Origin of the sequence: Streptomyces sp. NPDC091649, assembly GCF_044756785.1 — a bacterium.
GTDB lineage: Bacteria > Actinomycetota > Actinomycetes > Streptomycetales > Streptomycetaceae > Streptomyces.
In genome coordinates, this window is record NZ_JBIVTR010000010.1 from 48,413 (window position 1) to 73,055 (window position 24,643).

A 24,643-nucleotide genomic window follows, 5' to 3' on the forward strand; every position below is an offset into this window, starting at 1 on the left:
CGGCTTCGGGGCCGTCGCACCGTGAGGTGCGGCGGCCCCCGCTTCGTCCCGTCCGCCGCCCGCCGGCGCGATCAGTCCAGCGAGACCGGGTTAGGCTCCGGGTGCGCGGCGCAGTCCGCACTCCGCCCGGGCGTCTCGCCGGTCAGCAGGTACCGGCGCAGATGGTCGTCGACGCAGGCGTTCCCGGCCCCGCCGATGCCGTGCGTACCGGCGTCCCGCTCGGTCACCAGCGACGAACCCGGCAGCCGCCTCCGCAGCTCCAGCGCCCCCCGGTACGGGGTCGCCGCGTCCCGCTCCGCCGCCAGGATCAGCACCGGCGGCAGCTCGCCCCACCGCGTCCCGACCTCCAGCGGCCGCTGCCGGGGCGCGGGCCAGAAGGCGCACGGCAGGTTCGCGAACGCGTTGTCCCAGGTCTCGAACGGCGCGACGCGCGCCAGTTCGGTGTGGTCGCGGTCCCACACCTCCCAGTCCTCGGGCCACGGCGCGTCGTTGCACTCGACGGCCGTGTACACCGCCCGGGCGTTCTCGCTGTCCCTGGCCGCCACCGCACGCGGAGTGGCCTGCGTGACCAGCGGCTCGGGGTTGCCCCGGACGTACTCCGAGAGCGCCGTCGCCCGCATCGCCCAGTAGTCGTCGTAGTAACCGGCCCCCAGGAACGCCGCGTGCAGCTGCCCCGGCCCCACCGTGCCGCCCGCGGGCTTCACCGCCAGCTCGGCGCGCACCTCGTCGTAGTGCTTCTGCACCGAGGCGGGCGTGGTCCCCAGGCGGTAGACGTCGTCGTGCTTGGCGACCCAGCGGCGGAAGTCCTCCCAACGGGACTCGAAGGCCAGCGACTGGCCCATGTTGGAGCGGTACCAGATCTGCTCCGGGTCCGGGTCGACCACCGAGTCGAAGACCATGCGGCGTACGTGGGAGGGGAACAGCGTCGCGTACAGCGCCCCGAAGTAGGTCCCGTAGGACGCCCCCATGAACGTCAGCCGACGCTCGCCGAGCGCGGCCCGCAGGACGTCCAGGTCGCGGGCGTTGTTCAGCGAGGTGTAGTGCCGCAGCGTGTCGCCCGCGTGCCGCGCGCAGCCCTCCGCGTACGCCTTCGCGCGGGCGACCCGCCGCTCCTTGTACTCCGGCGTGGGGTGGATCGGCGCGTCCGTCGGACCCTTCGTGTACGAGGCGGGGTCCTGGCAGGTCAGCGGGGCGGAGGAGCCGTTGACCCCGCGCGGGGCGTAGCCGACCAGGTCGTACGCCCCGGCGATCTCCTTCCACTCCGGCAGCTCTCCGGCCAGCGGGAAGGTGATGCTGGACGCGCCGGGACCGCCCGGGTTGTAGACGAACGCTCCCTGCCGACTCGCGGCCGGGCCGGTGGCGGGGGTACGGCTGACGGTCAGTTCGAGCTGCCGTCCGTCCGGGTCGGCGTAGTCGAGGGGCACTTTCACCGTGCCGCACTTCAGGGAGTCCGGGAGCATCTCCTCCTCCGGGCAGGCGACGAAGTCGATCCCGGCGGCCGTGGCACGGGCGGCGGCGATCGCGGTGCCCCGGGCCTCGGCGGACCCCCGGACCTCCCCGGCCGCGGCGGGAGCGGCCAGGGCCGACAGGACCAGGGAGCCGATCGATGTGTACAGCGCAGCAGTTCTCACGCGCGGTGCCTCTCTGCGGATACGGAGAGGGATGGTCGGGCGGACGGGCGGCGATGTCCAGCACCGCCCCGGCATGTCCGCCACCGTGACCCCGATGGGCCGTCAGCGAGGGCGACGAGCGGCCGGGTTCAGCCCCCGCCGCCGCAGCCGCCCGAGCCGCCCCCACAACTCGACCCGCCCCCGCCCCCGCAGCCGGACCCGGCTCCACAGCCCGATCCGCTCCCGCCCCCGCTGGTCCCGCCGCGACTGGAGCCGTCCGGACCGGAGGCGGCGCACCAGACCGCCGTCGCGCCGACGGCGACCGGCGCCGTGCTGCTCCCCGACGCGTACACCGACGTAACGCCGTGCGGACCGCTCAGCCGCGCCGCCGCGACCAGTTGGGCCTGGAGCACCGGGTCCGGCAGGGCGCGGAGCCCCAGTGCGGCGACCAGATGGGCGTGGGTGATCACGTGGGCGTAGGCGTTCCGGAACCCCAGGGCGGCCCGGCGGCCCGCCCCGGTGACGCGGGCGGCGGTGGACGCCGCGACGATCAGCCCGCTGAAGCCGCCGATCAGGATCGGCGGCACCATCAGCACCACGAACGGGAACGGCCGGTCGTGGGTGGCGACCTGGAAGAAGGTCAGCACCACGCTCAGCGGCAGGGCGGCGACGCACGCCAGCCCCTGGATCATCGCCCACCGCCGCAGCGGCCGGGTCTCCAGGGGCGACACGAGCAGCCCGCGCGCAGCGAGCCCGTCGCCGATCTCCTGGACCGCGGGGTGTCGCATCACCGCGTCCCGCAGCACGTGCAGGGCGCCGTTCGGCGCGGCGGCCAGCTCCTGGAACACCGCGCGTTCCACCGGGCCGCCGGCCCACGCCCGCGCCACGGCGACGATGCCGGGCCCGCCGACGACCAGCCGGCCGTCCGCGTGCAGGGCACTGAGGGCGGTGTCCACGACCCTGGCCGGGCCGCCGTTGAGGAACGCGGCCTCGTACAGGTCGTGCAGCGCGTGACCGGGGGCCGGGCGGGGGCGCCGGGCCCGCTCCCGCACGGCCTTGACGAGAAGCACCCCCGAGGAGACGACGACCACGACGGTCACCAGCAGAGCCGCCGCGTACACGGCGGATCACCTCCCCACGAGGGCGGCACGGGCCGCCCGGACCAGCCGGGTGGCCAGACGCGGGGGGCGGGCCCCCGACCGGTCCTGCCACCAGGACGTCAGCCGCCGCCGCGCCGCCGGATCGGCGGGCCCGCCCGCGATCAGGACATGCTCCGCGAAGTCCAGGGCGTCGCGCCGGTACCCGCCGTACATCGGGCGGCCCCCGGTGTACGCGAGGAACGCGGGGCGGTAGCCCTCGCCGAGGATCTCCGGCAGCTCCGGTGCGACCTTGGCGACGACGTCCGCGCGCTTGGCGGCCAGCGCCCGGCTCTGCACCCGCAGCCGCCGGTTGTCGAAGCCCTCGGGGGCCGGCGTGCCGGCCACCAGGGCGGAGAGCAGGGCGGCCTGCGCGACGGCGGTACGGTCCCGGGTGCCGTCCGGCACGGGGGCCGCCGCCCGGTCACCCGCACCGGAAGGCCCGGGCACAGCCGTCGCCCGCCCTCCCGACGATCCGGGCGGCGCGGCCGACGCGCGGGCCGCGCCGCCCTCCCCGCCCAGTGGCGCCGGCGGCGGGCCCGCCGGATCAGCCGACTGCCGCAGCGTCGCCCGGATCGCGTCCAACTCGCCCGCCAGCTCCGCGGCCGGCGGGAAGGCGTCGTCCCGCTCCAGCAGCACGCCCGGCGGGTCGACCCGGGAGCGCAGCTCGGCCAGCACCTCCAGGACGGGAGCGGTCACCGGGTGGGCGTGCGTGTCGTGCCAGACGCCGTTCCGCTCGACGCCCCCCGCCACGTGGACGTACGCGATGGCCTCCACCGGCAGCTCGTCCAGCGCTTTCGCCGGGTCGTGGCCGAGGTTGACGTGGTTGGTGTGCAGGTTGACCACGTCGATCAGCAGCCGTACCCCGGTCCGCCCGACCAGCTCCGCCAGGAACTGGCCCTCGGTCAGCTCCTCGCCCGGCCAGGTGATCAACGCCGCGATGTTCTCCAGGGCCAGCGGCACCGGCAGCGAGTCCTGGGCGATCCGCACGTTCTCGCACAGCACGTCCAGCGCGTCCCAGGTGCGCGGCACCGGCAGCAGATGCCCCGCCTCCAGCCTCGGCGACGCGGTCAGCGGCCCCCCGGCCCGGACGAACGCGATGTGTTCGGTGACCAGCGGCGCCCCCAGCAGTTCGGCGCGCGCCGCGAGCGAGGCGAGGCGGGCCGCATCCGGCCGGTCGGCGCCGCCCAGGCCGAGTGCCACCCCGTGCGGCACGACCCGCACGCCGCGCTCCCGCAGCCGTAGCAGGGAGTCCGGGAGGTGGTCGGCGCAGAGGTTCTCCGCGACCGCCTCGACCCAGTCGATCCCGCTCAGCGCCTCTACGCCGTCCGCGATCTCCGGCCGCCAGCCGATGCCGATGCCCAGTTCCATGGTGTCCCCCCGCTTCACCGTGCTCTGTCGGGGTCATAGCCCCTTCGGGCGGTGATGAACCCGACCCCTGGGACGTTCAGAGGTGGATTTGAGGTTCCGGGGTTCCCGCCTTGGAGCGTCGGCGCGGGCGGGAGCGGACTTCCCCGGCCCGGTGCGGCGGGCGCTCAGCGGCGCAGTGCGGGATGGTCGGCGACCACGGTGCAGGACCCCGGGGCGATCTCGGTGAACCCCGCGTCGCGCACCACGGGCAGCCCGCTCGCCGTCAGCTCCCGCCAGCGCTCCGCACCGGGGGTGGCGACGGCGAGCGGGAACCCGGCCTCGCGCCACGCCTTGCGCGCGGTGTCGGACAGCTCCCACCACGCGAGCTGCGCCCCGTGCCCCGCCTGGGCCATCGTCTTGCCCGCCGACATGTCCAGATCGGGGTTCAGCCACAGCACCGGGCCAAAGGGGCCGGGGGCGGCGGGCGGCTCCGGGTCCTCCAGGTCGGTGCCCGACACCTGGAGCTTGGCCAGCTCCTTGGGCCAGCCGTCCAGCGGGATCGGCGGGAACACCCGTACCTCCGCGCCTTCCTCGCCCGTCACCGTGATGCCGTCGAGCGCCGCCGCCTTGCGCCACTCCGCACCGCGCGCCCGGCGTACGACCTTGCGGATGCGGGCGTCCTGCCAGTCGCGCATCGCCTCCGCCCACGCGCCGCCCCCGAGGGACCGCTCGTCGGACAGGATCGTCAGCACCGCGCGGGCGGCGGCCCGCAGCGCGTCGGTGCGGGCGGGCGGGTCCGTCTTCTCCAGGTGGAGCACCAGCGGCAGCACGAACTGCCGAGCCTGGTCGCGGTCGTCCGGGCCGCCGGGGAGCGGGTTCTCGGGAGCGGGAGTGTCGTTGCTGGTCACCGTCCCAGTCTGCCAGGCGGACGGATCACCCTCCGGGGCACCTTCTTGGCGGAACGACCGGGTCCGGGTGAGGATGCTCCGCATGAAGAGCGACCTCTTTTCCAGCGAGCACATGGCCCAGCCGGCCACCGCCCCCGGAATGACCCTGCAGAACTCCAAATCGATCAAGTACGCGGTGAACGGGGAGATGCACGCCCGGCAGGGCTCGATGATCGCCTTCCGCGGCAATCTCCAGTTCGAACGCAAGGGCCAGGGCATCGGCGGCATGCTCAAGCGCGCGGTCACCGGCGAGGGCCTCGCGCTGATGGCCGTCCGCGGGCAGGGCGAGGCGTGGTTCGCGCACGAGGCGGCGAACTGTTTCATCGTGGAGCTGGACCAGGGCGACTCCATCACCATCAACGGCCGCAACGTCCTGTGCTTCGACCCCACGCTCTCCTACGAGATCAAGACGGTGAAGGGCGCCGGAATGGTCGGCGGCGGCCTCTTCAACAGCGTCTTCACGGGCTACGGCAAGCTCGGGCTGATGTGTGAGGGCACCCCCATCGTGATCCCCGTGACGGCCGCTCAGCCGGTGTACGTGGACACGGACGCGGTCGTCGGCTGGAGCCAGCAGCTCACGACGAGCCTGAACCGCTCGCAGAGCGTCGGCTCGATGGTGCGCGGGGGATCCGGCGAGGCCGTCCAGCTGATGCTCCAGGGCGAGGGCTTCGTCATCGTGCGCCCCAGCGAGGCCAGGCCCGAGAAGACCTCCAACTGATCCTTAACCCGCGAGGTGCGGGCCACCGGTAGGGCCTCCGCGGCGCCTGGGTGCTGCGCGGGGCGGTGGCCCTCGCCGCGGCGGCGGCGTGCCTCGTCTGCCGGATCGCCGCCCGACGCGGTGAGTAGCCTGGTGGACATGGACATGGACGACACGTACTGCGAGGCTCCGGAGCCCGTCGCACCGGCCCCGCCGGACGGGGCGGAAGGCCCTCCGTACGCGGAGTGCGTGCTGTGCCGCGAGCCGACCGCCCACCCGGAGTCGACGAAGGGCGCCACGCTCTGCCCGGTCTGCGCCTGGCAGGAGGCGAGCCGCACGGCCTGCTCCGGCTGAGGAGCTCGTCAGCCGGACCGGCGGGGGCGTCCGGACGGCGCTCAGGGGCTGTCCTCCATCAACTCCGACACCTTCACGAAGCGGTAGCCGCGCTCGCGCAGTTCCGGCACGATCCGGCGTACCGCCGCCTCGGTGGCCGGAGCCGCGCTGCGGGTGCAGTGCATCACCACGAGGGACCCCGGCCGCACCCCGTCCAGCACCTGTTCGGCGACCGCGTCCGCATCGGTGGCGAAGGCGTCGCCGCTGACCACGTCCCACTGCACGGCCGTCACGTTCGCCGGGGCCAGCGCGCGCAGCGCCGTGTCGTCGTAGCACCCGCCGGGGAAGCGGAAGTACGGCACCACGTTCCGCGCCCCCGCCTCCCGGAACGCCGTGAAGGCGCGCTCCACTTCGCGGGTCATCGCCGTCCTGTCCACCACGGGCAGGCCGTAGCAGGGGGTGCTGAAGGCGTGGTGGCTGTAGGAGTGGTTGGCGATCTCGAAGAGCGGGTCCGTGCCGATGGCCTTCGCCTGTGCCGGGTACTCCTCGGCCCAGCGCCCGGTCATGAAGACGGTGGAGGGCACCTTCAGCCGGCGCAGCAGCCCGATCAGCTCCGGATTGTCGAAACGCTCGCCGGAGGCCGCCCGGGGGCCCTGATCGGCCGTCATATCGGCGTCGAACGTCAGCGCCACGACCTTGTCCGCCGCGGCCTTCTCCGCCGCGCCGCCCGCCGCGCCCCCGCCCGTCGGTCGCCTCTCGAAGACCGGAGTGCGGCCCGCCGGACCCGGCGCCATCGTGGGCGGCTTCCTCGGCGGCGCGGGCGTGGCGGGCCCCGGGGTGGGCGGGGGAGCGGGTGCGGGGGCGGAGCCCCCGCACCCGGCCAGGGCGGCGCAGGCCAGCACCCCCGCGACCGCCAGGAACGTCGTCTTCCGTGCAGTAGTGATCACTCACGGAAAATATCCGACATTCCAGTCATATCTTCTGACGGCGCTCCGGCGCTCCGGTGATCCAGGGCGGACCCCGGATCACCGGAGCGCCGCGGCTACCTCAGCACCACGGCCCCGTCACCGCGAACGTCGTCCCCGGCGTGTAGCAGTTCACGTACATCGTCGAACCGTCCGGGGAGAAGGCCACCCCGGCGAACTCCCCCCACTCCGGCTCCTCGGGCGTCCCGATGTTCTGCCGCCCGCGCGCCATCGGGTACACCTCGCCGCGCCGGGTCACCCCGAGCACGTGCTGGGCGCCGCCGCCGTCCTCACAGACCATCAGCCCGCCGTCGGCCGCCAGGCAGATGTTGTCGGGCGACTCGCCGGGCAGCTGGATGTCGGTGTCCGGGCCGAAGACCACGACCAGCGTGAGGCGGCGCCTCCGCGGTTCGTAGCGCCACACCTGGCCGTAGTGGTCGGCCGCCGAGCCGTCGTCGCTGCGGGCGAAGCTGGACACGAAGTAGACGGACGAGCCGCCCCAGTAGCAGCCCTCCAGTTTCTGCGCGTGCGTGATGCCCTTCGGGCCGAAGTCCTGGAAGCGGATCGCGGTTTCCGCGGCCAGCGGATCGGGTACGGGGGCCCACTCGATCCGGTCGAAGCTCGTGCCGGTCTCCAGGACGGCGGAGAGATCCGGTACGCCCGGCACCCGCATCGCCTCCAGCGCCCCGCCCGCCCGCAGCGAACCGGTGCCGCCGAGCGGCTTCTCGGGAAGGAAGCGGTAGAAGAGTCCGAACGGCTTGTCGAACGCGTCCTCCGTCTCGTACACGATCCCGGACCTCGGGTCGACGGCGATCGCCTCGTGCTGGAAGCGGCCCATCGCGGTCAGCGGGACGGCCCCGGTGCGGCGCGGATCGGCGCCGTCCACCTCGAAGATGAAGCCGTGGTCCTTGGTGTACCCGTTGCTCCCGGCCCTGTCCTCGTTCTCCTCGCAGGTCAGCCAGGTGCGCCACGGCGTGGGCCCGCCCGCGCAGTTCACCGCCGTGCCGGCGATGGCGACGCGCTCACCGAGCACCCGGTTGCGGCCGTCCAGCTCCAGGGACGTCACGCCGCCCTTGGCCATCGGGTCGTAGGTCAGTCCCTCGACGGTCGGCACACCGGTCCTGGCGGTGTGCCGGTTCTCGTGGTTGCGGACGAGGTGGACCCGCCCGTGGCGGCCGGGCAGCGCGGCCATGCCGTCGTGGTTGCCGGGCACCGGCCCCTCGCCGGAGCGCAGAGGCTCGCCCTCCCGGGACAGCACCCGGTAGCGGAAACCTTTCGGCAGGTCGAGCAGGCCGTCCGGGTCGGGGACGAGAGGACCGTAGCCGTTGTGGCCGCGCGCGGCGGCCGTGCCCGCGAAGAGTTCGGAGAAGGCCCCGGTGAAGGCGATCGCGGCGGCTGCGCCGCTGCCTGCCAGGACCTGGCGTCGGGTGGCGGTGGGGCGGGGTGCGGATGACATGAGGTGACTCCCTGCTGGCGGACAGGTGAAGTGACCCGCACGTGTGTAGCACGCACAAAGGCGCGGGGGAACCATGCGCGCCCCCGCGCCCGTGTCGTTGCCGGGACGGCCCCGACGCCGGCGGCCGTCCGAGGCAGGTCAGGCCAGCGAGGCCGACAGGGTGATCGTCGTGCCCGTCAGCGCCTGGCTGACCGGGCAGTTCGCCTTGGCGTCCTCGGCGGCCTTCACGAAGCCCGCCTCGTCGAGACCGGGGACCTCGCCCTGGACCGTGAGGTGGATGCCGGTGATGCCGGTGCCCGGCTGGAAGGTGACCTCGGCCTGCGTGTTCAGCTTGGTCGGCGGGGTGCCGGCGGTGGCGAGGCCGTTGGACAGCGCCATCGAGAAGCAGCTGGAGTGCGCCGCCGCGATGAGCTCCTCGGGGCTCGTCCTGCCGTTCGCCTTCTCCGAGCGGGACGGCCAGGAGACGTCGTACTCACCGATGCCGGAGGAGTCGAAGGTGACGACCCCCTTGCCCTCGATCAGGTTGCCTTCCCAGACCGTGTGCGCCTGACGCGTGGTAGCCATGCTGGATCCCTTCGAACGGTGTGCGCGGTTGTACGGGACATGCGGTTGTACGGGATGTGCGGGGCGCACCGGCGTGCGCTGTGCCCCATCGCGTTACGCCCCCGAACCTACTGGGCCACCAGCCCCTTCGCGTCACGCGCCAGCGCCGTCAGCCGGGAGATCGCCCGGAAGTACTTCTTCCGGTACCCGCCGTTCAGCATCTCGTCACTGAACAGCTGGTCGAACGGCAGCCCCGAGGCGAGCACCGGGACCTCCCGGTCGTACAGCCGGTCGGCCAGCACCACCAGGCGCAGCGCGGTCGACTGGTCGGGCACCGCCGTGACCCCGGTCAGGCAGACCGCGCCGATGTCGTCGGTCAGCGCGCCGTACCTGCTCGGATGGACCCGTGCCAGGTGGTCCAGCAGCCCGGGGAAGTCGTCGAGGGACGCGCCCGGCGTGGCGTACGCGGCCCGGGTGACCTGCTCGTCGTCGTACGGCGGCGGGGCCTCGGGCAGACCGCGGTGCCGGTAGTCCTCGCCGTCGATGCGCAGCGGGCGGAAGTGCGCGGACAGCCCCTGGATCTCGCGCAGGAAGTCGGCGGCGGCGAACCGGCCCTCACCGAGCTTGCCCGGCAGCGTGTTCGAGGTCGCGGCGAGCGCCACCCCGGCCTCCACGAGCCGGCTGAGCAGCGAGGACACCAGCACGGTGTCGCCCGGGTCGTCCAGCTCGAACTCGTCGATGCACAGGAGCCGGTGCCCGCTGAGGGTCCGTACGGTCTGCTGGAAGCCGAGGGCGCCGACCAGGTTCGTCAGCTCCACGAACGTGCCGAACGCCTTCAGCGACGGCTCGGCGGGCGTGGCGTGCCAGAGGGAGGCCAGCAGGTGGGTCTTGCCGACGCCGTAGCCGCCGTCGAGATACACCCCGCGCGGCCCGGTCGGGGCGGCCGGCTTCCTGCCGAACCACTTGCGGCGCCCGGAACCCGTCGCGTGGGCCCCGCCGAGACCGGCGGCGAAGTCCGCCAGGACCGTGACCGCCTCGCTCTGGCTGGGCTGGTTCGGGTCGGGGACGTACGTGTCGAAGCGCACCGAGTCGAAGCGCGGCGGCGGCACCATCTCGGCGACCAGACGGTCTGCGGGGACGTGCGGTTCGCGGGCGCACAGGGACAGCGGGGCCGCTTCGGCAAGGGGGCTCTGCCCCGGAAACGCGGTGGATGACGACACAACGGTCCACCCTAAGGCCCATGCCAGACTGCATCCCATGCGAAGCCTGTTCCCTGTGACGGACCTGACAACGACGAACCCGGCGGGCGCCCCCGGCGGCGAGGTCCGCACCGGCCCGCCGGCCGACCGCGAGTGGAGCCTCGACGAGCTCGCGGACGCCTACGCCTACCCGGTCGGCCCCAAGGCCGGCGCCCCTTGGCTGCGCGCCAACATGGTCTCCACCCTCGACGGGGCAGCCCAGCACGACGGCCGCTCGCAGGGCATCTCCTGCGCGGCGGACATGCGGATCTTCGGCACCCTGCGGGGCCTGGCCGACGTGGTGATCGCCGGGGCCGAGACCGTACGCCTGGAGGGGTACCGTCCGGCCCGCGCCCGGGAGGCGTTCGCCGCGCGGCGGGCGGGAGCCGGGCAGGGCCCCGCCGCCGCCGTGGCGGTGGTGACGGGCTCCCTGGACCTCGACTTCTCGCTGCCGCTGTTCACCGAACCGGTCGTCCCGACCCTCGTGGTGACCGGGGCCGGGGCCCCCGCCGACCGGATCGAGGCTGCCCGGAAGGCGGGCGCCGAGGTGGTGATCGCGGGCGAGGGCGCCCGGGTGGACCCGGCCCGTGCCGTGCGGGAGCTGGCGGACCGGGGGCTGACCCGGCAGCTCACCGAGGGCGGGCCCCGGCTGCTCGGCCAGTTCGTGGCGGCCGGTGTGCTGGACGAGCTGTGCCTGACCGTCTCCCCGATGCTGACCGCCGGCGGCGCCCAGCGGATTGCGGGGGGCCCCGGGGTCGCGGTGCCGGAACGTTTTTTCCTGGCATCGCTGCTGGAAGAGGCCGGGTTCCTCTTCACTCGGTACCGTCGGACCGACAGTTAGCGGAATTTCCCGTTCCGCTTAGCTCCGGCTGGGCACACTTATCCCTGCAGTCCCCGTGGAACCACGGGGAAGGATGGTTTCAGCAAACGACCGTCGACGGTCGAGCCGGCAGTCGACGAGACGAAGAAGCGGAAGGGCGCCTGTCGTGTTCACAAGCGTTTTGATGATCGAGAAGCCGCTCACTCCCGAGGACGTGGAATTCGTCACCACCCTCCACGGCGAGGAGCGGATCTCGTTCGTCGTTCTGTTGCAGCCGCGCGGCGACCAGGCCGATGTCCTGCTGCGCGCGATCGACGACGTGGCGATGGGGGAACTGAAGGAAGCGGTCCGCGAGGCGGAGAAGCCGGAAGGCAAGGAGGCCCGCGAACCCGCCGAGATCGGTCTTGAGTACTCTCTACGGGCCCTGCGCGAGGCGGGCTCCGAAGCGGTCGGACAAGTGATCGAGGATCACCCTCTGGACAAACTGACGACCGTCGTCGAGGAGGCCGGCGCGGACGAGGTCATCGTCCTGACCGCCCCGCACTACGTGGAGGAGTTCTTCCACCGCGACTGGGCCTCCCGCGCCCGGCACAAGGTCGGCGTCCCGGTGCTCAAGCTCTTCGCGCACAGCGAATAGGCTGGGCGCGCGGTCCGGGTCGGCCCCCGGCCGCACGTCCGAACCGCAGCGACCACGCAGGAGCACAGATGGCACCCGGCATTCCCGCCGCCATGGAACGACCCCACTTCATCGGCATCGGCGGCGCCGGAATGTCGGGCATCGCGAAGATCCTCGCCCAGCGCGGAGCGAAGGTGGCGGGCAGCGACGCGAAGGAGTCCGCCACCGCCGAGTCCCTGCGGGCGCTGGGGGCGACCGTGCACATCGGACACGCCGCGGCCCACCTGGCCGACGACGCGTCCTGCGTGGTCGTCTCCAGCGCCATCCGCGCGGACAACCCGGAGCTGCTCCGGGCGAACGAGCTGTCGATCCCCGTGGTGCACCGCTCCGACGCGCTGGCCTCCCTGATGAACGGCCTGCGCGCCATCGCGGTCGCCGGCACCCACGGCAAGACGACCACGACGTCGATGCTGGCCGTCGCCCTCTCCTCGCTGGGCCTGTCCCCCTCCTACGCCATCGGCGGCGACCTGGAGGGCCCCGGCACCAACGCCACCCACGGTGAAGGGCCCATCTTCGTCGCGGAGGCGGACGAGAGCGACCGCAGCTTCCAGAAGTACGACCCCGAGGTCGCGATCGTCCTCAACGTCGAGCTGGACCACCACGCGAACTACGCCTCGATGGACGAGATCTACGACTCCTTCGAGACCTTCGTCGGCAAAGTCGTCCCCGGCGGCACCCTGGTCGTCTCCGCCGACCAGCCCGGCGCGGTCGAGCTGACCCGCCGGGTCCGCGACCTCTCCGACCTCAAGGTCGTCACCTACGGCTCCGCCGAGGACGCCGACGTCCGCGTGCACAAGGTCACCCCGCGCGGCCTGACCAGCGAGGTCACGGTCCTGCTGAACGGGAAGCTCCTCACGTTCACCGTCTCCGTACCCGGCAGCCACTACGCCCACAACGCCGTCGCCGCACTCGCCGCCGGGGTCGCCCTCGGCATCCCGGCCCACAACCTGGCCTCCGCGATCGGCAGCTACACCGGGGTCAAGCGCCGCCTCCAGCTCAAGGGCGAGGCGGCGGGCGTGCAGGTCATCGACTCCTACGCCCACCACCCCACTGAGATGGCCGCCGACCTGGAGGCCATGCGCGGCGCCGCCGCGGACGCCCGCATCCTGGTCGTCTTCCAGCCGCACCTGTTCTCCCGGACCCAGGAGCTGGGCACCGAGATGGGCCAGGCCCTCGCGCTGGCCGACTCCTCCGTCGTCCTGGACATCTACCCGGCCCGCGAGGACCCGATCCCCGGCATCACCAGCGCCCTGATCATCGACGCGGCGAAGGCGGCGGGCGCCGAGGTCACCGCCGTCCACGACCAGGCCGACGTCCCCGCCGCCGTCGCGGGAATGGCGAAGCCCGGCGATCTCGTTCTCACCATGGGAGCGGGCGACGTCACCGACCTCGGCCCGCGCATCCTGGACCACCTGTCGAGCTGAGGAGCGGGACGTGTCGTACGACGTCGAGAAGCCGGACGAACAGTGGCGGGCCGAGCTGAGCCCCGCCGAGTACGCGGTGCTGCGCCAGGCCGGAACCGAACCCGCGTTCAGGGGTGAGTACACCGACACCAGGACGGCGGGCGTCTACTCCTGCCGGGCCTGCGGGTCGGAGCTGTTCCGCTCCGACACCAAATTCGAGTCCCACTGCGGCTGGCCGTCCTTCTACGACCCGAAGGACACCGACGCGGTCGAACTGGTCGAGGACCGTGCCCACGGGATGGTCCGCACCGAGGTGCGCTGCGCCCGCTGCGGCTCGCACCTGGGCCACGTCTTCGAGGGCGAGGGCTACCCGACGCCCACGGACCAGCGCTACTGCATCAACTCGATCTCGCTGACGCTGGCGCCGGACGAGAGCTGAGCCCGGACGGCAGCGTGCCCCCGCCCCGGAACACAGGGCGGGGGCACGCTGCCGTCCGGGGGCGCGGCCACCGGACGGTCACCCCTCGCCGTCGCCGCTCCCGGCCGCCTCGGAGCGCAGGAGCGGGTGGATCACGCCGGGGAAGACCCTGGCCCGTACGACCTCCTCGGCCGACCCGCCCCGCACGACGGTCTCGGCGACCCCCCAGGGCCGCCCGGCCAGGTGGACGGTCAGGGTGTAGAAGGCGGAGCAGCCGGTGCACTCGTAGCGGTCGGCCCAGGTCTCGACCTCGGTGGTGGAGCCCGGGTAGCGCTTCACATGGCGGTGGGTCGCGTGACACCGGTCGCAGGTCTCGCCCGGCTCACAGGTCCCGCCGCACGGACAGGGAACGTCGAAGGAGTCCGCGGGCGTCCAGCGCTGGACGAGGACGGCCTCGCGGGTCGCGCCCATGTCCTTCATGGCCTTGAGGTTGCGGGCGGCGACGACGTAGGACTCGCCGGTGGCGGTCATCCGGTCACGGATGACGTCCTTGCGTCCACGGTTGGTCGTCATGTTGCTCCTCCTGGGTTCACGCAGCCCGCCAGGAGGCCCATGAGTCAATCAGTCAGTACCTCTTTACGTTACCCGCCCGGCACCGGCGCACCGACCGGGCCTTCCGCCGGTCGGTGCGAGCTTCGAAGCGCGTCGAGGTTCATGGCGACGGGGACGGCGTGGGACCCGGCTTCGCGGGGTGCGCGCCGTCCGGGAAGACGTGGCCGGGCGCGGCGGGGCGGGATCGGCGGGGCCCGCGCTGGCTCGGCCGACGCCGAGGACGGAGCCGTACGCGCCGCTGGCCCCAGCGCGCGATGGTGGCACTGGTGTACTGCGCGAGCGCACCACACCCGGGGACTGGCTGACCGTCCTCTGTCTGCCAGGCAGGCATACGCACCCGACCTCACCCCGCCGAAGGCATCTGCTCCCCATTGCGTCGCGGCCGGCTCTCCGACGACACCACGAGCCGAACCTCAGTGGTCGGCGCAGATGTCCTCGACGGGAAGACTTGCGCGTTCCGTGCCCGGCTCGTGGATCCCCGCCACTGGCCTGGCGTACAGGCCCTCATACTGGGGCAAGCTGTCCCAGCGGCACATGGCGTCGGCCCAACGGTCGGCCCACTTCTGCAGCTCCTGGAGCTTGGTGGCCTCGGCGAGCTCGGTAAGGCGCTTTACGTGGACCGAGTGATACACGTTGGTGTTCTTGCCGTCGATCTTCTTGACGAAGTTCGTCGGGTAGACAGTTTTGTTCACCACGTCCCAGGGGACCTGAAGATCAGGAGAGTCCGGGCCTACCTGTCCGATCTCAATCCACTCGCCCTTCACAGGGGACGACGACAAGGGATCGTACTCTCCGACGTATGCCTCGACGGCAGTGCTTTTCGAGACGTCGATCGACAGGGTGTTCTTCTTCGGGAAGGATGCCTTTGACAAGACCAGGTTGACCTGCCGTTTATCAACGCGATGGTTCTGCCACCGTGACGGCTCCTTCGCAGAGGCGAGACCGAAATCGCCTTCTCCTGGCACGGAAACGGTGACATCCTCAAGATCGCTGCCCACTGTGCGGACGTAGAGGAACCCGGTCAGACCGTACCGGGAATTCGCCACGTCTGGCGCATCGTAGAGCGGCAGTAGTTTCGCCATGGTCCGGGAGGACTCCAGGACGAGATCACGTGCGCGTTCGTCTCCGGAAGCGAGCCAGTACTGCCAGGAGGAGGCCAGTGCTGACTGCCACCCGTTGAGGATATAGCTGTTGGGTTGCTGCGGTACCTCGGCGATGGAGACACCATGCGAGTCCCGGTACAGCACGCCGTCTTTCTCTGCCGGGACGGTGAGCGCAAGGAATGCCTTCTCCGCCGCGTCCAGCAGTTCCTGGTCCTTCAGGAGTGCGCCGACATCGTGCAGGCGGTTGGCGTAGTAGCCCTGAGTGAGCGCGGAGTAGTGGCGCTCGTAGAGTCGGCTGCCGCCTCCCGGTTCATACCAGAATACAAGGGAATTCTCGTGCGGCACCATTCTTTCCACGGCAGCGTGGGCGACTGTGCTGAGAGCCTTCTTGAGGGCGGGTGTGGGATTGTCCTGATACTGCTTCAGGTAATCCTGGAGCACGTAGGTCGGGTAGATCGGGTGCTCGTAGACAGTTCCGTCGCCCGCATCCTTGCCCGGGTATCCGTCTTCTGTCCAGGCGATCTTGTAAAAATCCTTAGCCATGTAGGAAAAGCCGTCCGAGAAGGCTGGCATTGCCTTTTCGCGACTCGCTGAGATAGAGGTGCCGGCTTCCTCGGGTGCCGTGTCCCCCATGGTGCAGCCGGACGCAATCATAAGTGCAGCCACCGCTGTTGCGGCGAATCTCGTACGTATCATGCGGCTCCGCCTTTTTTGAGGAGAATTCATATGTAGCTGCCGTGTTCCTTGAGGGTCCTCCATCTTAGCCTCGATCTTGCGTGAGGATCCGCAGACGGAACGGGTGGTCCTTTCGCTTTCCGGGGCCGGTGGTGGGAAGGCCGGCGGCCCGGGCGGCCCGGATCCGGTCCTCCGTGCGGGCCCGTAGCCGGTGACGGGGCTGGAGCTCGGCGATCGGCCGGACGGGGCTGTTGGTCAGGAAGCGGGTGATCCGTATACCGTCCGTGTCCGTGTTCCCCAACTGGGCCCCGGAGTGGGGGTGTTCCTTTCGGGCGAGCAGTCGCATGCGGAGGGCCTTGTCGGGATCGTGGACGCCCCACGGCTTCCGCCACGGGCTCCATGCCTGGGACATGGTCCGGTCGAGGGCGGTCTCACGGACCGCTTCGATCAGCAGGACCGCCCCGGCCTGCGAGACGACACGGCGGCTGTCGTCCTGGCGCGGACACGGGGTCGGTCCAGGCATGGCTGCCGGGAACGGTCGCCTCTGATGCCGACCCGAGTGGGTCGGACCGTTTCGCCGAGGACCTTGCGGCCTTCATCGCAATACTGTGGGACGCCGAGACGTGGGGGCGGCGTTTTTGTGGCGAGAACCGTGGCGGCGTTCCCGCTCACCACGACGATGGGACGGCGAAGACCTTCGAGGAGAGTGTGGGGCTGCTCGACGTGCCCAGGCTGCACCGAGTATGCGGTAAACGCCGGGAGTTGCCACGCACGGCCGCCAACGTGATGAGCCATGGTGACTTGATTCCCGGCAACGTACTGGTCACGGGAGAGCGGCTCAGCGGCGTACTCGACACCGGCGACTTCGGCCCGGCCGGCCCTGCGCCGGATCTGACCAGCGCCTGGCACCTGTTGCAACCGGGCCCACGGGAAGTGCTCCGGCGGGCGCCGGCATGCGACGATCTGGAGTGGGAGCGTGGCAACGCATGGGCCTTCGCGCAGGCGACGGGTCTTGTCCGGTACTACGTCGAGAGCGATCCGACGATGAGCAGAATGGGGCGCCGGACACTCGACCGCATTGCTGCACCATCTCCATGCCATGACAACGAGGGCCCCGGCCGGCCGTGGGCAGGGGATGTGGCCGATGCCGGCATGGACGTCTTTCCCGTACGCATCATCGAGGGGCTATGACCGATTACCTGCAGGCTGTCTTCGCCATGCTCGGGCCGGGAGCGGAACGCTTCGCCGACCCTGCGGCCTGGCTCAGTCTGGAGGAGGAACTCGGCAGGAAGCTTCCGGCGGACTACAAGCAGATCGTCGACGCCTACGCACCCGTGCAGATCAACGGACACCTCTGCCTTTCGCATCCGGCGTCCGAGTGGTGGAATCTGGGCGAGGAGATCCGCCGGGCGTCAAAGTCCTGGTCGGAGAGTGCATGGGAGTCCCACGTGACGGGGCCTGACGACGATCCACGCGTCTTCTGCCATCTCCCACAACTCAGCTTCGGCACCGCCGAGGGCCTGGTCCTCCTCGCCGCCACCGATCAGGGAGCCGCAGTCTTCGGAGCCCGGCAGGTCCACGGGTCCTCAAACGGTGTGGTGGTACAGGGAGAAGAAGGCGACTGGGCCGGGCACTCCATGACCTTCGCCGAGTGGCTGTACCGCTACCTGATCGGCGAGGAGATGACCGGCTGGGGCAGCGCGACCTTCTACCCAGGGCCCGTCCTGCTGGAGTACCCGTCGACCGGGCCGGGCCAGCACACCCGCGACGCCCACGGCCCGGAGCGCGGCATGTGAGCGGCACACCGCACGAGACGACCTCCTACGGGACAGCCATCAGCATGGGGCAGACGTGGCTCAGTCCCTGCGGTTGATGCTCTCGTCGCCGCCGGTCCCACCATCGCCTCCGCGCCGATCGTCGGCCCCTTCGGCCGGACCTTCACCCTTGCCGACTCCGACGGCTGCCAGGTGACGCTCCACGACCGCGCCCGAAGTGCCGGTCGAGCAGAGATGCGCGGACGGCGGAGGCCCGGCCCGGCCGGCGCCGCCGCCCCGCCGTGCGGCCGGTCCCGGCGGTCCTGGGCGGGTCAGCGCGTTGAGCGGGCGGCGTGGGCGGCGTCGAGGAGCTGGCGCAGGCGCAGGCCGTCCGCGGCGACGGCGGTGACGAGCGCGGCGGGGCCCGCGAGGGGGGTGAGGATCGCCAGTCCGTCCTGCGAGGCGTCGGCGAGGACCTGGGCAGCGCGTGGTTCCGCGTCGAGGGCGGGGTCCACGACGAGGACCTGGCCGGTCGCCCGGTGTCGGCCGAGCACCGCCGGGCCGTCCCAGCCGACGGCCCCCGGCCCGTAGTCCGCCTCCTGGTCGAGGAGTACGTCTCCGCCGCGACGGACGGTGAGCCGGGTGGTCACGCGGCCGGGTGGCTCGCCCGTGCGTCCGAGCACCTGCTCCTCGCGCAGGACGAGCCGTGCGGTGGGGGCGAGGTCGATCGTCCAGCTCTGCCGCAGATTGCTGCCGGCGGCGCTGATCAGGGGTTTGGGCAGCCAGCGGAGTTCCGCGTGGTCCGCCACGGTCAGGTGTACGTCATAGGTGGCGGGCGCGGCGGTGGGGCCTCTCAGGGCGAGGGTCGCCGCCGCGGAGGTGACGTGCAGGGAGGCGCCCTGCTGGGCGGTGGCTTCGATGCGCAGCCGGTCGCCGCCGAGCGGGGCGCTCATGGCCCCGACGACGCACACCCGCGCTTCGGAGCCTCGTGAACGCAGACGCCGGAGCTCGAAGGGACCGTCGCCGTCGAGGACGGGCAGGACGGTGCCGCCGCCCCTCGCGGCGGCCGTGATGCGGGCCGTGGCCCGTACGCCGATGGCGGCTGCGACGGGGTCCGTCGGCGCGGAGGGTGCGGTGGCGAGGGTCATGCGGAGCCTGCGGCCCAGCCGGTGAGCCGCTCGCGGACCCAGTCGGCGACGGGCTTCACACCGCCCTCCTCCTTGAGCGAGGTGAAGGCGACCGGGAGGCCGCCGCGCTGGGCCTCGGCGTCGCGCGCCATGGCTTCCACGTCGGAGCCGACGTAGGGGGCGAGGTCGGTCTTGTTGACGACGAGGAGATCGGCGGTGGTGACGCCGGGGCCGCCCTTGCGGGGGATGTCGTCGCCGCCGGCCACGTCGATGATGAAGATCTGGGCGTCGGCCAGGCCCTTGGAGAAGGTGGCGGTGAGGTTGTCCCCTCCCGACTCCACCAGGATCAGGTCGAGGGCGCCGACCGTCTCCTCCAGTTCCTCGACGGCTTCGAGGTTGGCGGAGATGTCGTCGCGGATCGCGGTGTGCGGGCAGGCCCCCGTCTCGACGGCCTGGATGCGCTCGGGCGGCAGGACCGCCTGCCGGAGCAGGAAGTCGGCGTCCTCACGGGTGTAGATGTCGTTGGTGACCACGGCGATGGACACTTCGGTGCGCAGGGCCCGGCAGAGGGCGGCGACGGTGGCGGTCTTGCCGGAGCCGACAGGGCCGCCGAGGCCGATGCGCAGGGCACGGCGGGTGCCGTCGGGGCGCTCGGGGGAGGGGGCGCTGTAGGTGTGGCGGTGCGGGTACTTCGCGTCGAGGTCGTGGTCGAGGTGCATCCGGATTCCTTGGGTGATGTCTCGTGTCGCGTCGGGTGGGGTCAGGAGGCGAAGAGGCGTGCGGGCCGGGTGGCGTGCGACTGGGCGCTGATGTCCAGCAGCGGCGCTGAGGCCGCGGGCAGGGCGTCGATTCCGTCCGCCGGGACGCGTCGGGCCGCGGCGGTGGCGGCCGCGGCGACGCGGTCGAGTTCCGGAGCCAGGCGGGCCAGCACCGTAGTGGCGTCGAACGGGTCCAGGCTCAGCAGCCGGACCGTCGCGGTGGCCGGCCCGCTGACGGTCTCGTACACCGCCGCGTAGGCGGCGTCCCCCGGTTCGAGTCCGGCCGACCGGGCGGCCACGCCCAGCACCACCGGCTGGTGTGCGCCCCGGGGGCGGGCCGCCGCGAGCGCGTCGAGTTCGGCCGACGGCCATGTGGCGCGGGCCGCCCGCATCATCTGCCGGCCCAGCTTGCGGGCGGTGTTCCGCAGAGCGGCCACAGGAGTGCGGGCGTCGGCCGCCCGGTCCAGGGCCACGGGATCGTGCCCGGCGGCGGCCGCGGCGGCCAGTGCCGCCGCGACTAGCCCGGTGGTGTGCAGACGCCCCCGGCAGAACTCCTCCAGCGTGCCGGCGTCCTTGATCCGGCCGGCCGTCACCGCTGGTTCGGCTCCGCCCGAGTGGGCGTGACCGCCGGCGGGGAACCGCCCGTCGGCCAGGATGAGCAGCGCGGCGCGGTTCATGCTTCATTCCTCTGGTTGACGGCTCGCCTCCTGGCTCCGGGAGGCGCGGTACTCCTGTGCCGCGGAAGGCTCAGAAGAGGAAGTAACGCTGAGCCATGGGGAGTTCGGTGACATAGGAGCGGTCGACGATGTGGCCGTCGACGAAGGTCGTCACGTCGGTCACCTTCGCTCCGCCGATGACGACCTCATAGGTGTCGGGATCGATGCGGACGTGCGGAGTGGCGTGGTTCTCCTTCATGTCCGCCTTCTTGACGTCGCGCGTACCGGTGATCGCCTTGAACCGCTTGTTGAGCTTGGAGCCCTCGGCCAGGCCGTTCCCGATGGCCCGTTCGGTGACGAAGTTGTAGGAGAGGGAACCGGGCGCCAGGCCGGTGGCCCCCCACACGGGGCGGGGGAGGACGGGCTGAGGGGTGGGGATGGACGCGTTGGCGTCGCCCACCTGCGCATAGGCGATCTGGCCGCCCTTGATGACCAGGTGGGGCTTGACTCCGAAGAACTTCGGTTCCCACAGGACCAGGTCGGCCAGTTTCCCGGTCTCCACGGAGCCGACGACGGCGTCGATGCCCTGGGCGAGCGCCGGGTTGATGGTGTATTTCGCGACGTACCTGCGGGCGCGCCGGTTGTCCGCCAGGGGCGGCCGGGGCTCCGGGGTGGTGTCCGCCGCCGTTGCGTCCCGCGCCGCCTCGGCCTTCGGGGCGGTCTCCGGCTCGTCCCGGGGCTGGTCTTCTTCGAGGAAGCCGCGGCGGACCTTCATGACGTGGGCGGTCTGCCAGGTACGCATGACCATTTCACCGATGCGGCCCATCGCCTGGGCGTCCGAGGACATGATCGAGATGGCGCCGAGGTCGTGGAGGATGTCCTCGGCGGCCATCGTGGAGGGCCGGATGCGGGAGTCCGCGAAGGCGAGGTCCTCCTCGACCTTCGGGTTGAGGTGATGGCAGACCATCACCATGTCGAAGTGTTCCTTGACCGTGTTGACGGTCAGGGGGCGGGTGGGGTTGGTGGAGGCGGGCAGTACGTTCGGCTCGCTCACCATCTTGATCATGTCGGGAGCGTGGCCGCCTCCGGCGCCTTCGACGTGGAAGACGTGGATGGAGCGGCCGTCGATGGCGCCGATGGTGTCCTGGACGAACCCGGCCTCGTTCAGCGAGTCGGCGTGCAGGGCGAGCTGCACCCCGGTCTCCTCGCACACCTCCAGGCACCGTTCGATGACCGCCGGCGTGGCGCCCCAGTCCTCGTGGATCTTCAGGCCGAGGACACCGGCGTCGATCTGGGCGAGCATCGACTCCTTCGACATGGTGGCGCCCTTGCCGAGCAGTCCGATGTTGACCGGTGCGCTATCCAGCGCCTCGAACATACGGCTGACGTGCCACGCGCCGGGAGTGACCGTGGTCGCCGTGCTGCCCTCCGCCGGGCCCGTGCCGCCGCCGATGAGCGTGGTGACACCCGCCGCCAGTGCCTCGCGGACCTGGTCGGGGCAGATGAAGTGGACGTGGGTGTCGATCCCGCCGGCGGTGAGGATTCTGCCCTTGCCCGAGATGACCTCGGTGTCCGGGCCGACGACGAAGTCGGTGGGCCGGGGGCCGATGCCGTTGTGCGGCTCCGCGCCCTCGTGGAGGGGGTTCATGGTCTCGGGGTTGTACGCCTTGCCCAGGGCGACGATGTTCCCGTCGCGGAGGGCGACGTCCGTCTTGACGATGCCCCAGTGGTCCAGCACGACCACGCCCGTGATGACCGTGTCCGGAGGGCCGGCCATCGCGGGGCCGGCCGGCTTCCCGGACGGGGCCGTCATCGGGTCGCGCGGCACGACGGACTGCCCCATCGACTCGCGGATCACCTTGCCCCCGCCGAAGACCATCTCGTTCCCGCTGCGTCCGGGGCCGCCCGACCAGTCGTCCTCGATCTTGATGCTCAGCGCCGTGTCGGCGAGACGGATACGGTCACGGGTCGTCGGCCCGAACCGGTCCGCGTAAGCCGGGCGCGTCAGCGGATCGAAGGCCGTCGGCTCCTCCCGGCAGCAGGAGCAGTCCGGGCACTGCGCGGTGGTACTCACACCTGCTCCTTGGAGAACGAACCCTTGACCTTGTCGAGCGAGCCGTTGACCTTCTCGGGCAGGCCCTCGACCCTGCCGCGCAGACCGTGGACCACACGGGCGCCTTCGATGGGGACGAGCTGGACCTTCTCGGTGATGCCGGGCTCGAAACGCACCGAACTGCCGGCGGGGACGTTCAGACGCCTGCCCCACGCCTCCTTGCGGACGAACGACAACCCGTCGTTGGCCTCGGCGAAGTGGTAGTGGGAGCCGACCTGGATGGGCCGGTCGGTCGGATTGGCGACCATCAGCTCCGTCACCCGGCCCTGCTGCCTGCTGCGCTCGTTGAAGATCACCACCTCGTCCTCCTTCGCGGGGGAGAAGCCGACCTTCCCCGGCCAGGTGGCAGGCTCCTCGTCCTGGCCCGCCTCCGGGAACGGGCCGTGAACAGTGACCAGCTTCGTCCCGTCGGGGAACGTGGCCTCCACCTGGACGTTCTCGATCATCTCGGGGACGCCCTCCATGACCTCCTCCCGCGACAGCACCTTGCGGCCGGACGACATCAGCTCGGCCACGGTCCTGCCGTCCCGCGCCCCTTCGAGCACATGCACGATCAACAGCGCCATGGTCTCGGGGTAGTTGAGCAGCACGCCGCGGGCCCGGCGCTTCTCCGCCACGTCGGCGGCCACGTGCATCATCAGGCGTTCTTGTTCGTGTGGGGTGAGGTGCACAGATAAGTCCCTGCATCGGCTTCCGCCCAGGACTCCTGTCCTGGGCCGCGAGTAGGAGACGCGGCCCCACGCGCAACCACTGCCCGGGAGGCTCCACGGCCTTGTTTCCGGTGCTCCGGACGCGGCGCGGCGCGGATGCCATCCCTGACTGTCCTTGGCCGTCCTGGCCGTTCAGCCCCGACTCGACGTGGGTCCATCATGATCACGCGGACAGTGCCGAAACCACGTACGGCGCATGGGGCACCCGAACGAGTGACTGGCGGGGTGGGGGAGTTGACGGCAGAGGGCGGCAGGGCCGGGGGCCGTCCGGCCGTTCCGCCCGCGTGGTCGGGGACCGTCCGGCCGGCGATGCGGGCGGGACGGCCGGCCATGGGCCGCCCGCCCGGAAGGGTCTTGTCCGGCCGGACGGCCCGGCCGGTTCGCGGCACACCGGGCCGACGGTGTCCATCCCTCCTGGGTGGCACCGGGTTCCGGACAACCGTCTTCCCGGACGCGGGCTCACCGGCCCGGCGGAGCGGAGGCGCCATCGAATCAAACATCGCTTTTCAGATGATCTGGGTTGCTGATCGGGATATTGAACCGTTTGGGACGTCTTCCCGCCCGCCAAATACCTCCTTGCAACATCCGGCAAGAAGAACGGGTTCGACATGGCTGAGTGGAAGCAGATCTCCGGGTCGCTGAAGGCGATCGACGCCGGGTCCCGGACCAGCGTGTGGGGCGTCAACTCCGGTGACGGGATCTACAGTCACACCAACAACGACAGCAAGCCGTGGGTCTCCGTCCCCGGCGCTCTGAGCGATATCGGGGCCGGGACCGACGGCACCGTGTGGGGTGTCAACGCCGGCGGGAACATCTACCGCTACACCGGCGACCAGAGCGCCACCCACTGGAAGCTGATCAGCGGTTCGCTGGCCCGCATCGCTGTCGGTTCACGGACCAACGTGTGGGGCGTGAACTCCGGCGGCGGGATCTATCGGTACACCAACAACGACGCCGCACCCTGGGTGAACATCCCCGGGTCCCTCAGCGACATCGGTGTCGCGGCGGACGGCACCGTGTGGGGCGTGAACGCCGGCGGGAACATCTACCGCTACACCGGCGACCAGAGCGCCACCCACTGGAAGCAGATCAGCGGCTCGCTGTCCCGGATCTCCGTGGGCTCCCGGACCGCTGTCTGGGGCGTGAACTCCGGCGGCGGGATCTATCGGTACACCAACAACGACGCCGACCCGTGGGAGAACGTCGCCGGGTCCCTCAGCGACATCGGCGCGGCCGCCGACGGCACCGTGTGGGGCGTGAACTCCGGCGGGAACATCTACCGCTACACCGGCGACCAGCCCAGCTGACCGCCTCGCCGGGCGGCGGTGCCCGGCAGGAGCACTGCCGAGGCTCCGCCGCGCTGCCGGGCCCGGCGGGCGGACCGTGCGCTCCCGACCGGGCGCCCGCGCACCTTGTCCAGCGGCGAACGCCTGCGTCCGCTTCCCCACCGCTTCGCCCGGTCGGGCCATCAGGATCTTCTCGGCGTACGCGAAGGATGTGTGGGCGCCCGCCCGTCGCAGAGCTCAGCGCTTCGCCCCGCCCC

23 protein-coding genes and 3 pseudogenes are annotated in these 24,643 nt (G+C 71.7%); 10 read left to right on the plus strand and 16 right to left on the minus strand.

The annotated features are described in order from the left end of the window. Nucleotides 1–71: 71 nt before the first annotated feature. The 4 genes from ACIQMU_RS18405 to ACIQMU_RS18420 all read right to left on the minus strand — a co-directional run bounded on the left by ACIQMU_RS18405 (nucleotide 72) and on the right by ACIQMU_RS18420 (nucleotide 5,004). On the minus strand, nucleotides 72–1,631 hold the full coding sequence (locus tag ACIQMU_RS18405; protein WP_352240589.1) for an alpha/beta hydrolase: 1,560 nt from the start codon (nucleotides 1,629–1,631) through the stop codon (nucleotides 72–74). Between the two features lie 128 nt (nucleotides 1,632–1,759). Beyond that, nucleotides 1,760–2,731, minus strand: a complete 972-nt coding sequence (locus ACIQMU_RS18410) for a TIGR04222 domain-containing membrane protein (protein WP_402689231.1) — start codon at nucleotides 2,729–2,731, stop codon at nucleotides 1,760–1,762. A 6-nt stretch (nucleotides 2,732–2,737) separates the two neighbouring features. Beyond that, nucleotides 2,738–4,117: a DUF692 domain-containing protein gene (locus ACIQMU_RS18415; RefSeq protein WP_402689232.1), complete on the minus strand. Its 1,380-nt coding sequence runs from the start codon at nucleotides 4,115–4,117 to the stop codon at nucleotides 2,738–2,740. Between the two features lie 164 nt (nucleotides 4,118–4,281). Next, nucleotides 4,282–5,004, minus strand: coding sequence for a peptidyl-tRNA hydrolase (locus ACIQMU_RS18420; RefSeq protein ID WP_352240593.1), 723 nt, complete (start codon nucleotides 5,002–5,004; stop codon nucleotides 4,282–4,284). A gap of 82 nt (nucleotides 5,005–5,086) precedes the next feature. Between ACIQMU_RS18420 and ACIQMU_RS18425 the strand changes: the two genes are divergently transcribed. Both ACIQMU_RS18425 and ACIQMU_RS18430 read left to right on the plus strand, forming a co-directional pair. Further along, nucleotides 5,087–5,761, plus strand: a complete 675-nt coding sequence (locus ACIQMU_RS18425) for an AIM24 family protein (RefSeq protein WP_352240594.1) — start codon at nucleotides 5,087–5,089, stop codon at nucleotides 5,759–5,761. 144 nt (nucleotides 5,762–5,905) lie between these two features. Further along, complete coding sequence (locus ACIQMU_RS18430; protein ID WP_352240792.1) at nucleotides 5,906–6,094, plus strand: hypothetical protein; 189 nt, start codon at nucleotides 5,906–5,908, stop codon at nucleotides 6,092–6,094. Nucleotides 6,095–6,135: 41 nt separating this feature from the next. Here ACIQMU_RS18430 and ACIQMU_RS18435 read toward each other — a convergent pair whose 3' ends face one another. From ACIQMU_RS18435 to zapE, 4 genes are all read right to left on the minus strand, one after another. After that, nucleotides 6,136–6,867, minus strand: a complete 732-nt coding sequence (locus ACIQMU_RS18435) for a polysaccharide deacetylase family protein (protein WP_352240793.1) — start codon at nucleotides 6,865–6,867, stop codon at nucleotides 6,136–6,138. 253 nt (nucleotides 6,868–7,120) lie between these two features. After that, entirely contained in the window at nucleotides 7,121–8,494 is a 1,374-nt protein-coding gene (locus tag ACIQMU_RS18440; RefSeq protein WP_402689233.1) for an alkaline phosphatase PhoX, read from the minus strand. A gap of 138 nt (nucleotides 8,495–8,632) precedes the next feature. After that, entirely contained in the window at nucleotides 8,633–9,058 is a 426-nt protein-coding gene (locus ACIQMU_RS18445; RefSeq protein ID WP_352240597.1) for an OsmC family protein, read from the minus strand. Between the two features lie 107 nt (nucleotides 9,059–9,165). Beyond that, on the minus strand, nucleotides 9,166–10,257 hold the full coding sequence (gene zapE / locus ACIQMU_RS18450; RefSeq protein WP_352240598.1) for a cell division protein ZapE: 1,092 nt from the start codon (nucleotides 10,255–10,257) through the stop codon (nucleotides 9,166–9,168). Nucleotides 10,258–10,294: 37 nt separating this feature from the next. On the opposite strand from zapE, the gene ACIQMU_RS18455 reads away from it, so the two are divergent. The 4 genes from ACIQMU_RS18455 (at nucleotide 10,295) to msrB (ending at nucleotide 13,613) form a co-directional block, all read left to right on the plus strand. Beyond that, nucleotides 10,295–11,116 (plus strand): pyrimidine reductase family protein, encoded by an 822-nt coding sequence (locus ACIQMU_RS18455; RefSeq protein ID WP_352240599.1) that lies wholly within the window; start codon nucleotides 10,295–10,297, stop codon nucleotides 11,114–11,116. A gap of 163 nt (nucleotides 11,117–11,279) precedes the next feature. After that, nucleotides 11,280–11,732, plus strand: coding sequence for an indole-3-glycerol phosphate synthase (locus ACIQMU_RS18460; protein ID WP_352240600.1), 453 nt, complete (start codon nucleotides 11,280–11,282; stop codon nucleotides 11,730–11,732). 68 nt (nucleotides 11,733–11,800) lie between these two features. Beyond that, nucleotides 11,801–13,195, plus strand: a complete 1,395-nt coding sequence (gene murC, locus ACIQMU_RS18465; protein WP_402689234.1) for a UDP-N-acetylmuramate--L-alanine ligase — start codon at nucleotides 11,801–11,803, stop codon at nucleotides 13,193–13,195. A gap of 10 nt (nucleotides 13,196–13,205) precedes the next feature. Then, nucleotides 13,206–13,613 (plus strand): peptide-methionine (R)-S-oxide reductase MsrB, encoded by a 408-nt coding sequence (msrB, locus tag ACIQMU_RS18470; RefSeq protein WP_352240602.1) that lies wholly within the window; start codon nucleotides 13,206–13,208, stop codon nucleotides 13,611–13,613. 78 nt (nucleotides 13,614–13,691) lie between these two features. Here msrB and ACIQMU_RS18475 read toward each other — a convergent pair whose 3' ends face one another. The 3 genes and pseudogenes from ACIQMU_RS18475 to ACIQMU_RS18485 form a co-directional block, all read right to left on the minus strand. Next, nucleotides 13,692–14,165, minus strand: coding sequence for a hypothetical protein (locus ACIQMU_RS18475; protein ID WP_352240603.1), 474 nt, complete (start codon nucleotides 14,163–14,165; stop codon nucleotides 13,692–13,694). Between the two features lie 452 nt (nucleotides 14,166–14,617). Further along, a complete protein-coding gene (locus tag ACIQMU_RS18480) occupies nucleotides 14,618–16,003 on the minus strand; it encodes a D-glucuronyl C5-epimerase family protein (protein WP_352240604.1) in 1,386 nt (461 codons plus the stop codon). 136 nt (nucleotides 16,004–16,139) lie between these two features. Then, nucleotides 16,140–16,328 (minus strand): annotated as a pseudogene (locus ACIQMU_RS18485) (IS1380 family transposase); the annotation flags it as partial. A gap of 143 nt (nucleotides 16,329–16,471) precedes the next feature. Between ACIQMU_RS18485 and ACIQMU_RS18490 the strand changes: the two are divergent. The 3 genes and pseudogenes from ACIQMU_RS18490 to ACIQMU_RS18500 form a co-directional block, all read left to right on the plus strand. Beyond that, nucleotides 16,472–17,062: pseudogene (locus ACIQMU_RS18490) on the plus strand (phosphotransferase); the annotation flags it as partial. 107 nt (nucleotides 17,063–17,169) lie between these two features. Further along, a complete protein-coding gene (locus ACIQMU_RS18495) occupies nucleotides 17,170–17,778 on the plus strand; it encodes a hypothetical protein (RefSeq protein WP_402689235.1) in 609 nt (202 codons plus the stop codon). 69 nt (nucleotides 17,779–17,847) lie between these two features. Beyond that, nucleotides 17,848–17,970 (plus strand): annotated as a pseudogene (locus tag ACIQMU_RS18500) (VOC family protein); the annotation flags it as partial. A gap of 98 nt (nucleotides 17,971–18,068) precedes the next feature. Here ACIQMU_RS18500 and ACIQMU_RS18505 read toward each other — a convergent pair. The 5 genes from ACIQMU_RS18505 to ACIQMU_RS18525 form a co-directional block, all read right to left on the minus strand. Further along, nucleotides 18,069–18,884, minus strand: coding sequence for an urease accessory protein UreD (locus tag ACIQMU_RS18505; protein ID WP_352240607.1), 816 nt, complete (start codon nucleotides 18,882–18,884; stop codon nucleotides 18,069–18,071). Continuing rightward, entirely contained in the window at nucleotides 18,881–19,582 is a 702-nt protein-coding gene (gene ureG, locus ACIQMU_RS18510) for an urease accessory protein UreG (RefSeq protein ID WP_352240608.1), read from the minus strand. Before ureG ends, ACIQMU_RS18505 begins: the two co-directional genes overlap by 4 nt. Nucleotides 19,583–19,623: 41 nt before the next feature. Further along, nucleotides 19,624–20,298, minus strand: a complete 675-nt coding sequence (locus ACIQMU_RS18515) for an urease accessory UreF family protein (protein ID WP_352240609.1) — start codon at nucleotides 20,296–20,298, stop codon at nucleotides 19,624–19,626. A 70-nt stretch (nucleotides 20,299–20,368) separates the two neighbouring features. Next, the gene (locus tag ACIQMU_RS18520) at nucleotides 20,369–22,285 is read right to left on the minus strand and encodes an urease subunit alpha (RefSeq protein ID WP_402689287.1); all 1,917 of its coding nucleotides are present in this window, start codon (nucleotides 22,283–22,285) and stop codon (nucleotides 20,369–20,371) included. 62 nt (nucleotides 22,286–22,347) lie between these two features. Further along, complete coding sequence (locus tag ACIQMU_RS18525; RefSeq protein WP_352240610.1) at nucleotides 22,348–23,061, minus strand: urease subunit gamma; 714 nt, start codon at nucleotides 23,059–23,061, stop codon at nucleotides 22,348–22,350. 647 nt (nucleotides 23,062–23,708) lie between these two features. Between ACIQMU_RS18525 and ACIQMU_RS18530 the strand changes: the two genes are divergently transcribed. After that, the gene (locus ACIQMU_RS18530) at nucleotides 23,709–24,407 is read left to right on the plus strand and encodes a tectonin domain-containing protein (RefSeq protein ID WP_352240611.1); all 699 of its coding nucleotides are present in this window, start codon (nucleotides 23,709–23,711) and stop codon (nucleotides 24,405–24,407) included. The last annotated feature ends 236 nt before the right edge of the window (nucleotides 24,408–24,643 follow it).